We start from the raw sequence: 14,308 nt of genomic DNA on the forward strand, positions 1-14,308 counted from the left end.
GCCTGTTTGAGCCCCACCGGGAACACACGGCGATATTGATCTCTTCTGGGGCGCCTACAGACAAACCGCGCCGGAGTGGCACCCGAAGATTTTCTTCGAGGTGCCACTCCGGCGCGGTGAATGCGCGCGTTATCTACGCCGTGGGGCGCGGCAGTCCCAAGTGATCCCGCAGTGTGGTCCCCTCGTACTCCGTGCGCGCGTAGCCCCTGTTCTGGAGCTCGGGAACGAGCAGTTCGCACATTTGTTTCATCCCCCCGGGGTTGTACGGCGAGTTCAGGTTAAACCCGTCACACGCGCCGGCCTCGAACCATTCGATCATGCTGTCGGCGATTGTCTGCGGCGTGCCGATGATCCATTGGTGCCCGGCGGATCGCGCCATGTCGACGATGAGATCGCGCAGCGTCATCTTCTGATCAACGACCCTGCGGCGGAAGACCTGGTAACGACTCCCCAGAGCGGGATCCTCACTCAGCCATTCGACCGGGATGACCTCGTCGTAGTCGAGCGACGAAAGATCGACGCCGGCTAGTCCGGCGGAAACCTGTTGCCGTCCGTGCTCGAGGTTCACATATGAACCCAGCTCCGCCGCCAGCTCCTCGGCCTCTTTCAGCGTCTCGCCGATAATTGGCAGAATGCCCGGAAGCACCTTCGTGTGCTCCGGATTGCGCCCCTTGCCCACAAGCATCCGCTTGAGCTCTGCATAGAATTCGATGGCCCGCCCCTTATCAGGCTGGGCAGTGTAGATGGCATCCGCTACGGAACTCCCGAGCTCGAGACCGGGACCAGACGAGCCGGCCTGAACAATGACCGGCTGCCCCTGCGGCGAACGCGGGCCCGGCATCGGCCCTTCGACCGAGAAGTACTCGCCCTGGAAATTGATCTTACGAACCTTCGAGGGATCGATGAAGTTACCATTCTCGCGGTCGGCGATCACCGCGTCATCTCCCCATGAGTCCCAGAGTTGCCTCACCACCTCAGCGAACTCCGTAGCTCGGCGGTAACGCTCCGCCGGCTCGGGAATGGATTCAAAGCCGTAATTCTGGAAGCCGTCAAACGACGTCACGAGGTTCCACCCCGCACGCCCTCCTGACATGTGGTCCAGTCCAGCGATCTGCCGCGCAACGGTGTACGGGCTCTCAAATGAGGTCGACATCGTGCCGATCAGACCAATGGATGTCGTACGCGCGGCGAGCGCGGAAAGCGTGGAGATCGGCTCAAAATAGCCGTTCGTCTTGATGTCCCCCCGGAGGGTCGGATTCGCGTTGGCGATGTCACCGAAGAAGACGGCATCAATTTTGGCAGCCTCGGCCATGAGCGTCAGTTCAGCGACATACTCAAGGCCAGGCACCTCCTCGATTCGACTGCCTTCCTTGCGCCACGAGTCCTTGTGGTGACCTGCAGGGATAACAAAGGTGGTGAGCGCCATGCGGCGCGTGGGCTTCGTTGCCATGTCGGATGCCTTTCAGTTGCGGCGGTCGTCCTCATCGAGAGGGCGCGTGCGCGAGGGTGCACACCATTCTGTAACACCGAGTTCCTTCACGCTAGGCGAAAGAACTGCGGTGGCTCGTCAAGAAAACTGACGTAGCACCTCACGGAACAATAATATATTCTTTGGCAATAAGTGCATAGTTGGCTTATTATGGAAACCAGAGACACCTACCAGAGGCAACGATGCCCCATCCAGGAGGAATCATGACCGAGAGCTCAGCAGCAGCGCTGCAAGCCATCGACCCGCGCGCTTTCCGAGACGTAATGGGCCACTACCCCACCGGAGTTGTCATGGTCACTGCCATGATCAACGCTGAGCCCGTCGGCATGGTCGTCGGCACATTCAGTTCAGTGTCGCTCGAGCCGCCGCTCGTGTCGTTCATGCCGATGACCACCTCGGCAACCTACGCGAAACTGCGCGACTCAGAGTCGGTCTGCATCAGCGTCTTCGCACACGACCAAATTCAGGATTGCCGCACTCTCGCCTCCAAGGACCCGGAGAAGTTCAACAAGGTCGGCTGGACGCCGTCGCCATCCGGCGTGCCCCAGATCGACGGAGCCGTCGCGTACATTCACGGCCGGATCACTCAGGAGGTCGAAGCTGGCGACCACTTCATCACTCTGGTGTCTGTTGACGACCTCGCTGTCGCCAGACCGATCACTCCGCTCCTGTTCTTCCAGGGCGGCTATGGCGGGTTCTCAACCACAGGCATGAGCGCCCATGTTGACGAGTCACTCATCTCGGCAGTGCGGATCGCTGAAGCCGCTCGCCCTCAGCTCGACAGGCTCGCGTCACGGTTCGGCGGGTCGGCCGCAGCACTCGTGCAGGTGAGCGGAATCGACCAGACGATCGGGGCGACGTCATACGGAGCGAACACCGAGGTTGATGAGCGCATCGGCGTGCGCATCCCGCTGATCCCCCCGCTCGGCGAAGCGGCGGTGGCGTGGAGCGAAGATCAGATCGACCAGTGGGTCACCCGGATCTACCCTCGCGACGAGGAGATCATCACAAGTTACCGCGACGGCGCCGCCCGAGTGCGCGAACAGGGTTACGCTATCTCGCGTCTCGACACCGATGCTCCGGCATACGCGGCGCTGAGCGATGCACTCTCCGAGTACGCACTGGCAGAGCTGACACCCGCCCGCGACCGGGAGGTGCGTAAAACCATCGCTGCGAGCCGTCGGTGCTTTGGCGGATCGATCGAAGCCGACGAAAGTTCAATCGACCTCGCGAGCGTCGTTGTTCCGGTCTTTGACCCGGACGCCTCGGAGCTCACGAACTCCGGGCTCGTCCTGCGGCTGGGCAACCTTCCGGCGGGGGTGACCGCAGCTACGGCTCACGAGTGGGTCGGTGCGCTGCAGGCAGCCGCCGCAGAAGTCACCGAGACTCTTCGCACCACGGCGCACAGGGACTACGCGCGCTACACGGCCGCCGGCCTGCGGAACGCTTAGGCGATACAACACCGCCGCCTATAAGCACTGTGCGGGACGCCAAGTTGGCATCCCGCACAGTGCTTTATAGCTTGTCGCTGGTCTACGCGGCCCTGCCCGCAAGAACGGCGGGCAGCGCGCCGAGATCGTCGACGCTGTCAATACCCAGCACAAGCTCACGCAGCCCAGCAGCCTGCGCCTCAGTGATGGTGCCGTTCCACGCAATGTTGCTGAGAAACTTCGCCCGAATGCGTTCCTCGGTGAGCGGCGCGAAGTGGATGTCGCCGAGAACCTGCTCGACCCGCACACGGTGGCGCGCTCCAGATCGCAACCAGACTTCCACCTCAGCAGTGCGAACCTCGTCGGCGGGGAGAGACGCCTCGAGCTCGACTCGCTCAAGCATGCTGGCCAGCCGCGGGTCGTTCATGTGCGGTTCACCCATGTGTTGCAGCTGCACCGTGCCGTGAAGCAGGGCGGTCGCCACAGCGAACACGATGCTGAAGGCACCTGACACCTCCGGCGACGACCCGACAGCGAACGGCTGCCCCACAAATCCCGCTTTAGTCTTTGGGGTCACGTGAACGACGCAACGCTCGACATCGTCAGGTCGAATGCCATACTGCTCGACCAGCTGGACAGCCGCGTCGAGTGAGGCGTGACTCGCGCGACACGTCGGCCAGGGCTTGATCACGGCATCCGCAAAGAAATCAGAGCCGAGTCCGTCGGTGATGGCCGAGCGGTCCGAGCGATCAGAACCCCACTGCGCGAGAAAACCGAAGCGACCGCCGATCGGATCATCCGGACCGCCGAAGCCCGTTGCCGCAAGTTCAGAGGAGAAGACAGCGTTGCGCGATGACAGGGCAATCGGCAGCTTGAACGCGAGTGTCTTGTCGTTGATGTTGTCGATCGTTCCGCCGAGCTGGTTGATGGCGATACCGAGCGCACGGCGCAGTCCCTCGCCATCGAGGCCCATGAGGATCCCGGCCGTCGCGGTGCCACCGAGCACATTGATCGTTCCAGTGTTGTCGCCGCCGCCGTAGACGTCGAACCCGGTGGCGTGCCCGAGACGCGCCGCGAGGTCATCGCCATACACCATCGCCGTGAGCAGTTCACGACCGCTCGCTCCGACCGCTTCACCGACTGCGAGCGCGACAGAGGCCGTTGTTCCCGTGATGTGCGAGGGAATCTGCGCGCCGTCGGCTCGGTCTGCCCCCACCGGCTCAAAGTCGTAGGAACGCATGAGAACCGCGTTCGCGAACGCGGCATTCATCGCCGGCACACGCTGGTTGGTTGTGAGCACCGTCGCATCCGGTCGCCCACCCCACCCGGCGACGAGGCTCAGGATTTCCTGGCTTCCCTGCGCCCGCACGCCGGCAGCGATCAGTCCGACCGCATCGAGAAGACGGGTCTTCGCTCGGGAAACCGCCGCTGGCGGCAGCGACTCGAAAGTCGCTGCCGCCAGGTGGTCTGCAATAACGCCGGAGAGGTTGTTACTCACTCGATACCCCGGAAAACTCGCCGGCGCTCACGCGCGCCTGCTCGAGGAAGGCACGAACCGCCCCGGAATCACCGTTGCGCTGCGCCTTCTGGTGCTCAAGGATTCTCGCGCGACCGATGCTGCCCAGATAGAAGCGCTCGTAGAGCTCGATTCGAGAACCGAGGGCCGAACCGGCGAAATCCCATGCTGTGCGGAAGACCTGAGCGCGCTCCCGCGCAGAGACGTTATTGGCGCCTGGCAAATACTTCTCCAGCAGAGGGCCGAGACGGGGCTCATCGAATGCAGCCTGCGTCGGGGTCGCCAACAGGTTGTGTGACCCGATGGTTTTAATAACGTCATTGACCCGCACCATCCACTCGGACATGATCGTGCGCAGAACACCGATGTCATCGTGAAGGAAGAACGCTCCCCCACCCCAATCATGAGCGCGGGTCTCAGCGGAATGGATGATGGCACGCGTCATGGTGAGGTATCCGTGGACCTCACCGAGCATGGTCGCAATGTCTGGACGTGACTCAGAGCCCGTTGTCTTCGCAATCTCGGCGAGGAGGTCGTAGGCGAACTCAAGCTTCACGGCGGCGCGAATCGCGGTCTGCTGCTGCGTGCAGCCCGTCGCCGTGCCCTGGTTCACTGAGTTGTAGAGGTCCAGTTCGCCGTCGATGAAGACGCGGTCGTGTGGAATCAGCACGTCCTCGAAAATCACGACGCCGTCCTGCTCATCGAAACGAGACGAGAACGGACGGTCTTCGACCGACTGGTCGACACCGTAGTGATCGCGACAAACGACGACGACGCCGGGAGTGTTCATCGGCACCGCAAACGAGATCGCGTACTTCTCGTAGCCGGGACGAATGGGGGTCGCCGGGTACACGTAGCATTCGTCGGCGATCGGGCCGAGGGTCGCGAGCATCTTTGCTCCACGCACAATCACGCCTTCGTCGGTGCGATCGACAACCTGAAGTGTCAGCTCAGCATTCGCGCCGTCGAGCTCGCCGATCGACTTGTCGATGTTGGCGTGCACGATGGTGTGCGTCAGCGCGAGGTCATTCTCGGCGACGTACTTCTGGTAGTTCGAGATTCGTTCGTAATAAATGGGATCGGATGCCTTCTCCCAGATGTCAGTACGCGACACGTGACCGGCGAGCACCACGTTCACGTAGTCGGGCGTGCGGCCGAGCATGCCCATCGAGTAGCGAGCGAAACGATCGAAGGCCCGGTGACGGCGAGCAATGTCGTCGGCGCTCCTCGGTCGAATGTGGGCAACGCTGATCTGGTCACCCGTTTCAGGACTCGGGAAGAGGCAGTCGTCCTGGTTCTCCCACTGGTAGTCGAAGTATGCGGCCATTCCGGCGACGGAACCGGCGAATGTCGGGTCCTCCGCGACATTGACACGTTCTGCTCCGTACCAAACTTCACGTCCGTCATTGAGACCGGCCAGGTACTCGTACCCTCGTCGTGCGCCCATTGCACTCTCCCTTTGTCCACAAAAGCCTGTGATGGATGCCACGAGGACACCTTTGTACTTATATTACATTCACGTACAGATAATGCAATATCTCGACGGAATACTATTTGCTTTCGCTTGTCTTCCGCCAGGACGCGAGCTGGCCACCCCACAGGTTGACGCTGTTCGGTGTGGGGGTCCATCGACGAGCCTGATAGGTCACGGTGTCGTCATAGAACTTTTCCATCTCTGCGGAGAGTTCGATGTGGTTTCCGGCCGGGTCATCGAAAAAGACAAACAGGTTGTTTCCTGGACCGTGCCGCCCCGGCCCCCACGTGACGTCAACGTCGAGTTCTGTAAGTCGATCGCACCAGGTCTTGAAATCCTCCCACTCCGCCAGGTCGTAAGAGTAGTGGTCGATGTCTCCGGCGGATCCGACGTTCACGATCGCCAGCGTGTGGTGATCCTTGTCGCTGCGCAGCCAGCAGAACCGGCCATCGCTCAGCTGGTCGCTGATGCGGAAGCCAACGGTGTTGGAGAAGAAGTCGACCAATCGCTGCACGTCGGTGGTGCCGAGGGTCGTGTGCTGGAACTTGACCGGACGGCGTCCGGTATCGGCGGCGTTCTCGCCGTCCCTCTCGACTGCGGAATGGAAGTGCACGGGCGTGCCGTCCGGGTCGTGTACGAGCAGCCCTTCCGGTGTGCCGACGGCTGCGTCCAGGTAACTGGCGTCGAGCGTTTCCACAGCGTGGCCAGCGGCTTCCAGCCGTTCCCTAATCCCCGCGATCCCCGCGTCGTCTCGCACCTCGAAGCCGTAATGCGCCAGGCCCTTCGCGCCCGGCAGCAACTCCATCACGTGGTGGCCACTGCCCCAGCCGAGGCGAACTCCGCCGTCGGGCAGATCCGCGTGCTTCCGAAGCCCGAGAACCCGGTTGTAGAAGGCGGCCGCTTGAGCGACGTCTGGCACCCGGAATCCGATGTGCGATACGGCGGTCTTGCGAAGAGTTCCAGCCGTGTCATTCTCCTGGAGCACCATGCGTGTGGGGAGGTCCATGTTCTGTCCTTTATCTTGTGGGTTGCGTGTGCGTTGGGTGGTGAGAGCTGCTTGCGAAGGCTCGCCGAGCGCCGGTCAGGCGTTGGTCAGCTCGCGCGGTGCCGGCGTTGGCGAGGTCACCCACCACTCGCGAATGATCGCGAAAACGACGTCGAGTTCGATCGGTAGCCACGCGGCCGCAACCACGTGGTCGGGGCGAACGAGCACGTACCGCCCGCGATAGGGCTCGAACTCGGCGAAGAGACGACCATCGACATCGACAAGCGCGCCGTCTGCCGAGCTGGCGCGCGGGAAGATTTCAGTGAGCGGAACGTCGAATGTGCGGATGCCGACGGCCGCTACGAAATCCATGAGCTCGGTTGGCCACGCCTCGTCGAACTGCTCCACACGGAAGAGTGCCCAGCCAGAACCGGTCAGGTCGTCGAGAAGTGATACAGCTGCGCTGGACGTGTCAAAGCACCGCGGCTGACCGATCTGACGCCCGGTCGGCGCATCAGCGGTTGCCGCAAGCAGGCCTTCGGTGAACCGCGGATCGGGCCGGTACCGCATGTGCTCGAAGAAGTCCCGCCCCTCCTCAGTGGTTAGCGCGCGCTCGATGGCCTCGTCACGGAAGGCCGCGAGCCGCGGTGAGGTGGTCATCACCACCCGGCCCAGGCGTTCCGAGAGGCGAATCGTGGCGCGGGCGTGCGCGAAGCGTTCTGACTGGTACGAGGCCAGCGTGTGCTCCGGCGCGTGACCGGCCGCGACCGCGAGCAGTTTCCAGCACAGGTTGGCAGCGTCACGGATTCCGGAGTTGAGTCCCTGGCCAGCGAAGGGCGGCATCATGTGGGCGGCATCGCCGAGAAGGAATGAGGAGCCTCGCTGCCAGCTGTCGGCGATCAGTCCGTTGAACCGGTAAATCACCGCACGGTCGATCTCAGCAGCGGTAAGAGTACGGTACGGGGCAAGCACGCTCTGGAGTAAAGCGAGCGAGGGTTCGTCGCCGGCGTTGCCCTCACCTTCGAAGAGTCGAAACTCGTACCGGCACCGACCGTTCAGGCCGGGAACGATGACGTGCGGCCTGGCGGGGTTGCCGTGGTGCATGCCGAACCGCTCACCGTGACTGTCACCGAGAGTGTCGACGACAAGCCAGTTTTCGTCGTGCGCGCGTCCTGACATCGTGATGCCGAGGAGCGATCGCACGGTCGACCGACCACCGTCGGCGCCGAGCAGGAATCGAGCGCTTACGGTCTCGGTTCCGTGTTCCGAGGTGAAGCTGGCACGGATACCGTCCTTTGATGAGTCCAGTTCGGTGAGACGCGCGTTGAATCTCACCGTCACAGCAGGGCGGCGTCCGAGCTCATTCACGAGCAGCCGTTCCAGGTCGGGCTGGGCAAAGGGGTTCTTAAAGGGATAACCCAGCCGATAGGGAATCTCCGCTCCGGCACGGAAAAGCAGGTTTCCGTCTGCGCCGTAATAGGCGGTTCCTGTACCGGGAACAACGAGGGAAAGGATTTTCTCAGCCAACCCAGCCTGCGCATAGGTTCGAAGCGACTCATCGTCGAGAGAAATCGCCTTCGGCTCGTTGCTCGTGGTCGCGGACTTCTCGAGAACAAGCACCGAAAAACCCGATTCGCTGAGCAGAGCAGCTGCCGTCATTCCCACGGGCCCGGCCCCCACGACAACAAAGTCGACTTCCGTGTGCGGCATGTGCATTCCCCCTCGAGATCCGGCGCTGACACCTCAAACGTATGGGCACTCGGAGCAAGTGCGTAGAGGCGCAATCCCGCATTGTGAGACAGTCCACTTGCTAGTCTCGGCGCATGACACCTGCGCCGAAAGCGCGTTCCGCCCGCAACACCACAACGGACCGTACGCTCGAGATCCTCTCGCTGTTCTCCGACACCCGGCTCAGCATTTCTGTCGCGGACCTCGTCGCCGAACTGGGTGTGTCCCGTTCGTCGGCGTACCGCTATCTGCAGTCACTCATCCGCCACCAGTTTCTCGAGTCGGCGCCCGACGGTTCGCTCCGGCTCGGCATGCGCGTGCTCGATCTGGCCCGGCTGGCGCGCGTCGGCTACGGCATCTCCGAACTCGCCGTTCCCGAGATGAGATCACTCGCCGCCGAACACCGCGCAACCGTCATCCTGACCTCACTCATTGGACGATCCGTCGTCTGCCTGGAGCGTGAGGAGTGGCCTGGGCAGTTCGTGCGCCTGTCGTATGCCCCTGGCCTCGAGCTTCCGGTGAACGCCGGAGCGTCGGCGCTCGTTCTCCTCGCATGGAAATCCCGGGCCGACGTGGAAAAGTTGCTCGATCGTCCACTCACGAAATTCACGACAAACACCCTCACCGACGTTCCCGAGATCTTCGAACGGCTCGCCACCATTCGCGACGAGGGACATGCCATTTCGTTTGCCGAGGTCGACACGGCCGCGCTCGGCATCGCCGTTCCGGTTCGAGGACCGGACGACAGCGTGGCCGCTGCGCTCAGCATTGTGTCCCTGAAAACACCGGTACCAGACACACAACTCACCCGGGCCCTCGAGGACCTGCACCGGGCCGCCGGCAGAATTTCGGAGCGCCTTCGGCGGGCCGCCTGAATGCGTTTCCGCTGTTCATAGCGCGCGAGCACTACTCGGGATAGACTTCCCGGTGTCAACGGCACGTCGCCGCGGCGCTCGGAAAAGGGGCGTTGAACGATCCGCAACCCCGGGTCGCGAGACATATACGGAACTCGCACACCGCTATATGAACTCGAAGGATCGCCATGACCACCGTTGTCGCCCGCATTTCTGATGCCCTCGCCCCATCCATTTCCCACGCGTTCGGCATTATGGGCAACGGAAACGCCCACTTCATCGAGGCGCTCAGCCGGACGGCAATCTCCTACACCGCCGTGCGCCACGAGGTTGCCACGGTCGCGGCCGCCGACGCGTTCTATCGCACGAGCGGCAGACTGGCCGTCGCCACGACGACCTACGGAGCGGGGTTCACCAACACGCTCACCGCACTCGCCGAAGCCGTTCAGGCGCACACTCCCCTCGTGCTGCTGGTCGGCGACGCGCCCACCACCGGTCCGCGTCCGTGGGACGTCGACCAGCGGGGCCTCGCGGCATCCGTCGGCGTTCCGACCTTCACCGTCGGCACAGCGGATGCAGGCCAGGTCACGATCGCGGCCGTCAGCCACGCACTCACCCACCGCACCCCCGTCGTGCTCGCGCTGCCGTACGACCTCGCCACCGCCGAGTCCGACGAACTCGCCGCCCTGCCGGTGGTTCGGCGACCGACACCCCTCGTGCCAGGGCAGGCAGACATCACCGCCGCGGCTCGCGCGCTGTCTGGAGCCCGCCGCCCGGTGATCATTGCCGGCCGTGGCGCGTGGCTCGCCGGGGCCGCCACACCGCTCAGCGATCTCGCCGACGCGCTCGGCGCCCTCACGGCCACCACGGCGCTCGGCCGGTCTCTGTTCGAACGCGCCGAATTCGACCTCGGCATCATCGGTGGGTTCGGGCAGGACGCCGCCATGCAACTTATCGGTACCGCCGACGTTGTGCTCGTGGCCGGCGCAGGCCTCAACCAGTTCAGCACCCGATTCGGCTCGCTCTTCGGCGCCGAAGCCACGGTGATTCGCATCGACGACAGCAACCCGGCCGCCCACCCCGCCGTGACCCTCACCATCAACGGCGACGCGGCACTCGCGGCGAGCGCCATCGTCGCCGCCATCGACCCGGAGCCGGGACGCACCGCGGGCTGGCGTGAACAGTTGACAGCGGATGCCACCCGGTTGCGCATTCGGGACGCCGGCGTCGGCACCTGTGACGACGGCAGGCTCGATCCGCGCAGCGTAGCGATCCGGCTGGCCGGCTCGCTCCCCGAGAATCGCGTCACTGTGACAGACGGCGGACACTTTCTCGGCTGGTCCAACACCTACTGGGCAGCATCCTCACCGAATCGCTCCATCATGGTCGGCACGGCGTTCCAGTCGATCGGTCTCGGCTTCGGCAGTGCCGTTGGCGCGGCGGCAGCCCTCCCCGACGCCACTCTTGTCGTCTCGACCGGGGACGGCGGCGGACTGATGGCCCTCGCCGACCTTGATTCGGTCATCCGCACCACCAAACGCGGAGTCATCGTGGTCTGGAACGACGCGGCATACGGAGCCGAGGTCCACGTGTATGGCCGGATGGGACTCGGCACGAGCCCGATGCTCATCGACGAAGCCGACTTCGCTGGGATCGCGCGATCCCTCGGCGGCCGGGGTGACATCATCCGTTCACTGGACGACTTCGCCGCCTTCGAACAGTGGGCAGAATCGGGCGCCGACGGCGTCTACCTGCTCGACTGCCGCATCTCGGCGAGCGTCGTTGCGCCGTTCCAGGACGAAATTTTCGAGCACGCTGTGGCGGTTCCGGTCTAGCCCGAGAGGGTCGACCCGCGCGCGACCGCGGAGTAGCTTGGGTGCGTGTTCGTTACCGCGACCGACGCACGGGCCGCTCACGCCACGGGCGTCGGGCGCCTTCTCTCGAGCTATCGGGCCGTTCCTGCCGGCTCTCCGGTGCGGCTCGCCAAACCCAGTTCCAACCTGTTTCGCACCCGGGCGCGCACGTCAGCGCCCGGGCTCGACACGTCGGGGCTGACGAACGTTATCGCGGTCGACCCGCACGAACGAACGGCCGACGTGTCCGGCATGTGCACGTACGAAGACCTCGTCGCCGCGACCCTGCGCTTCGGACTGGCCCCACTGGTCGTGCCGCAGCTGAAGACCATCACGCTCGGCGGTGCGGTCACCGGCCTGGGCATCGAGTCGACGTCGTTCCGCAACGGGCTGCCGCACGAATCGGTGCTCGAGATGGACATTCTCACCGGTGCAGGAGAGGTGCTCACGGCAACGCCCGATCAGCATTCCGACCTGTATCGCGCGTTCCCCAACTCTTACGGAACGCTCGGTTATGCGGTGCGGCTGCGCATCGGGCTTGAGCCGGTTCGACCGTTCGTCGCGCTCCGGCACCTGCGGTTCCACTCACTCCCGAACCTCGTCGACGCATTGGATGGCATCATCGAGACCGGAACACTGGGCGGCACCCACGTCGATTACCTCGATGGGGTGGTGTTCGGTCGCGACGAGAGCTACCTGTGCGTTGGGTTCCAGACCGCTGCTCCCGGACCGGTCAGCGACTACACCGGCCAGCAGATCTACTACCGGTCGATCCGGCATGAGAACGGTGCCGTCGACGACCGGCTGACTCTGTCGGACTACCTGTGGCGGTGGGACACCGACTGGTTTTGGTGCTCCGAAGCGTTCGGCGCACAGCATCCGTTCGTCCGTCGAATCTGGCCGCAGCGATTTCGTCGAAGCAGCGTCTACTCGAAGCTCATGGTGTACGAACAGCGGTTCTCCATCGGCGATCGTCTGGAGCGGCTTAAGGGCCGCCCGCCGCGCGAGCGTGTGGTGCAAGACATTGAGGTGCCGATCGAGCGGTGCGCCGACTTCATCGACTGGTTTCTCGCCACCGTGCCGATCACCCCGATCTGGCTCTGCCCGCTGCGGCTGCGCGACGACGCAGGCTGGCCGCTCTATCCGATTCCGCCGCAGCGCAGCTACGTCAACGTCGGCTTCTGGTCCACAGTGCCGGTCGGTTCGAGCGAGGGCGAGATGAACCGCCGGATCGAACGCACGGTCAGCGAGCTCGACGGGCACAAATCGCTGTACTCGGATTCGTACTACTCCCCCGACGAATTCGACACGCTCTACGGCGGCGAGACGTATCGCTCTGTGAAAGAACGGTACGACCCGAACTCGCGACTTCTCGACCTCTATGCGAAGGCGGTGCAACGACGATGACGACGTTCAGGGAACGAACCGAGCGCACTCGAGACAAGACGGCGAAGCTCACGATTGCGGAAGTCCTCGAGATCTTCGCGGGTGGCCAGCTCCCACTACGGTTCTCGGCGTACGACGGCAGTTCGGCCGGGCCGCCGGACGCCGCGTTTGGGTTGGAGCTGAAGACGCCGCGCGGGCTGACCTATCTCGCCACGAGTCGAGGAGACCTCGGCCTCGCCAGAGCATATGTCGCCGGCGACCTCGACACGCACGGGGTCCACCCCGGTGATCCCTACGAACTCCTCAAGACCCTCTCCGATGCACTGGTGTTTGAGATGCCGCCACCGCCGGTGCTCGCAAAGGTGATCCGTTCCATCGGCGTCGAGCACTTGCGGCCGGTCGCTCCGCCGCCCGAAGAGATGCCCGCCCGCTGGCGCCGCATCACCGATGGGCTCCGGCATAGCAAGAGCAGGGACGCCGAAGCGATCCACCACCACTACGACGTCTCAAACCGTTTCTACGAATGGGTACTCGGCCCGTCGATGACATACACCTGCGCGTGCTACCCGCACGAAGGCGCATCGCTCGACGAGGCGCAGGAGAACAAATACCGGCTTGTGTTCGAGAAGCTGCGGCTCAAGCCAGGCGACCGTTTGCTCGACGTCGGATGCGGCTGGGGCGGCATGGTGCGCTACGCCGCCCGTCGCGGCGTGTACACGACCGGTGTGACCCTGTCCACGGAGCAAAGCTCCTGGGCGCAGCGGGCGATCGCCGCCGAAGGTCTCGGTGATCTCGCCGAAGTTCGCTACGGCGACTACCGCGATATCACCGAGGCCGGTTTCGACGCGGTGTCGTCGATCGGCCTGCTCGAACACATCGGGGTGCGCAACTATCCGGTCTACTTCGAATTCTTACAGTCCCGGCTGCGCCCCGGCGGGTTGTTGCTCAACCACTCGATCACGCGGCCGGACAACCGGTCCGAACCGCTCGCCCGTGGGTTCATTGACCGCTATGTCTTCCCCGACGGCGAGCTCACCGGTTCGGGACGCATTCTCAGCGAGGCCCAGAATGTGGGTCTCGAGGTGCTGCACGAGGAGAACCTGCGGCCGCACTACGCGAGAACACTTCGGGACTGGTGCGCCAACCTCGTCGACAACTGGGACGACGCTGTCGAGGAGGTGGGACTCGCCACCGCAAAAGTGTGGGGCCTGTACATGGCCGGTTCGCGTCTCGCATTCGAGACCGGCGGCATCCAACTCCATCAAATCCTGGCGGTGAGGCCGGGCGATCATGACGACACTGGCAACCTGCCGCTGCGGCCCTGGTGGAGACCGTAACCGCGGCGGATCGTGCCACGGGGTGTGGCGTCGGTTATCGGGACGTCGGATCGGTCCGATACGGTTCTATACGATCCTTGGCGATCGAACAGGGGTTCACCCGGCGGGATCCTCACCCGATGGATCGAATCCTTGAAAAATGGTGTCTATCTCCTTGATTGCCGCGTTTCCTTAAGTGTTGTGGCGTCATATCAAGAGGAGATTTACAGCGCGCCGCCGCGGTGCGTGCCCAGAAGTACTCGGCCCTGACGCTAAC

General features: G+C 63.7%; 10 protein-coding genes. 5 read left to right on the forward strand and 5 right to left on the reverse strand.

Annotated elements, in window-relative coordinates:
* Positions 1-133 precede the first annotated feature (133 nt).
* Positions 134-1,426, reverse strand: coding sequence for an LLM class flavin-dependent oxidoreductase (locus tag D9V28_RS11530; RefSeq protein WP_183086510.1), 1,293 nt, complete (start codon positions 1,424-1,426; stop codon positions 134-136).
* A gap of 266 nt (positions 1,427-1,692) precedes the next feature.
* Between D9V28_RS11530 and D9V28_RS11535 the strand changes: the two genes are divergently transcribed.
* Complete coding sequence (locus D9V28_RS11535; protein ID WP_183086511.1) at positions 1,693-2,940, forward strand: flavin reductase family protein; 1,248 nt, start codon at positions 1,693-1,695, stop codon at positions 2,938-2,940.
* An 82-nt stretch (positions 2,941-3,022) separates the two neighbouring features.
* Here D9V28_RS11535 and D9V28_RS11540 read toward each other — a convergent pair whose 3' ends face one another.
* From D9V28_RS11540 to D9V28_RS11555, 4 genes are all read right to left on the reverse strand, one after another.
* On the reverse strand, positions 3,023-4,417 hold the full coding sequence (locus tag D9V28_RS11540; RefSeq protein WP_121659894.1) for an MmgE/PrpD family protein: 1,395 nt from the start codon (positions 4,415-4,417) through the stop codon (positions 3,023-3,025).
* A complete protein-coding gene (locus tag D9V28_RS11545) occupies positions 4,410-5,882 on the reverse strand; it encodes a 4-hydroxyphenylacetate 3-hydroxylase N-terminal domain-containing protein (protein WP_121659895.1) in 1,473 nt (490 codons plus the stop codon). The genes D9V28_RS11540 and D9V28_RS11545 overlap by 8 nt, the downstream gene beginning before the upstream one ends.
* Before the next feature lie 103 nt (positions 5,883-5,985).
* Positions 5,986-6,915, reverse strand: coding sequence for a VOC family protein (locus tag D9V28_RS11550; protein ID WP_220700494.1), 930 nt, complete (start codon positions 6,913-6,915; stop codon positions 5,986-5,988).
* 75 nt (positions 6,916-6,990) lie between these two features.
* Positions 6,991-8,604: an FAD-dependent monooxygenase gene (locus D9V28_RS11555; RefSeq protein WP_220700495.1), complete on the reverse strand. Its 1,614-nt coding sequence runs from the start codon at positions 8,602-8,604 to the stop codon at positions 6,991-6,993.
* Positions 8,605-8,717: 113 nt separating this feature from the next.
* On the opposite strand from D9V28_RS11555, the gene D9V28_RS11560 reads away from it, so the two are divergent.
* The 4 genes from D9V28_RS11560 (at position 8,718) to D9V28_RS11575 (ending at position 14,052) form a co-directional block, all read left to right on the forward strand.
* Complete coding sequence (locus D9V28_RS11560) at positions 8,718-9,497, forward strand: IclR family transcriptional regulator (RefSeq protein ID WP_121659897.1); 780 nt, start codon at positions 8,718-8,720, stop codon at positions 9,495-9,497.
* Between the two features lie 167 nt (positions 9,498-9,664).
* Positions 9,665-11,311: a thiamine pyrophosphate-binding protein gene (locus D9V28_RS11565; protein WP_121659898.1), complete on the forward strand. Its 1,647-nt coding sequence runs from the start codon at positions 9,665-9,667 to the stop codon at positions 11,309-11,311.
* A 45-nt stretch (positions 11,312-11,356) separates the two neighbouring features.
* Positions 11,357-12,736 (forward strand): FAD-binding oxidoreductase, encoded by a 1,380-nt coding sequence (locus D9V28_RS11570; RefSeq protein ID WP_121659899.1) that lies wholly within the window; start codon positions 11,357-11,359, stop codon positions 12,734-12,736.
* Positions 12,733-14,052, forward strand: a complete 1,320-nt coding sequence (locus tag D9V28_RS11575) for a class I SAM-dependent methyltransferase (RefSeq protein WP_121659900.1) — start codon at positions 12,733-12,735, stop codon at positions 14,050-14,052. The genes D9V28_RS11570 and D9V28_RS11575 overlap by 4 nt, the downstream gene beginning before the upstream one ends.
* Positions 14,053-14,308 lie beyond the last annotated feature (256 nt).

The organism is Mycetocola zhadangensis, from assembly GCF_003668565.1.
Lineage (GTDB): Bacteria > Actinomycetota > Actinomycetes > Actinomycetales > Microbacteriaceae > Mycetocola_A > Mycetocola_A zhadangensis.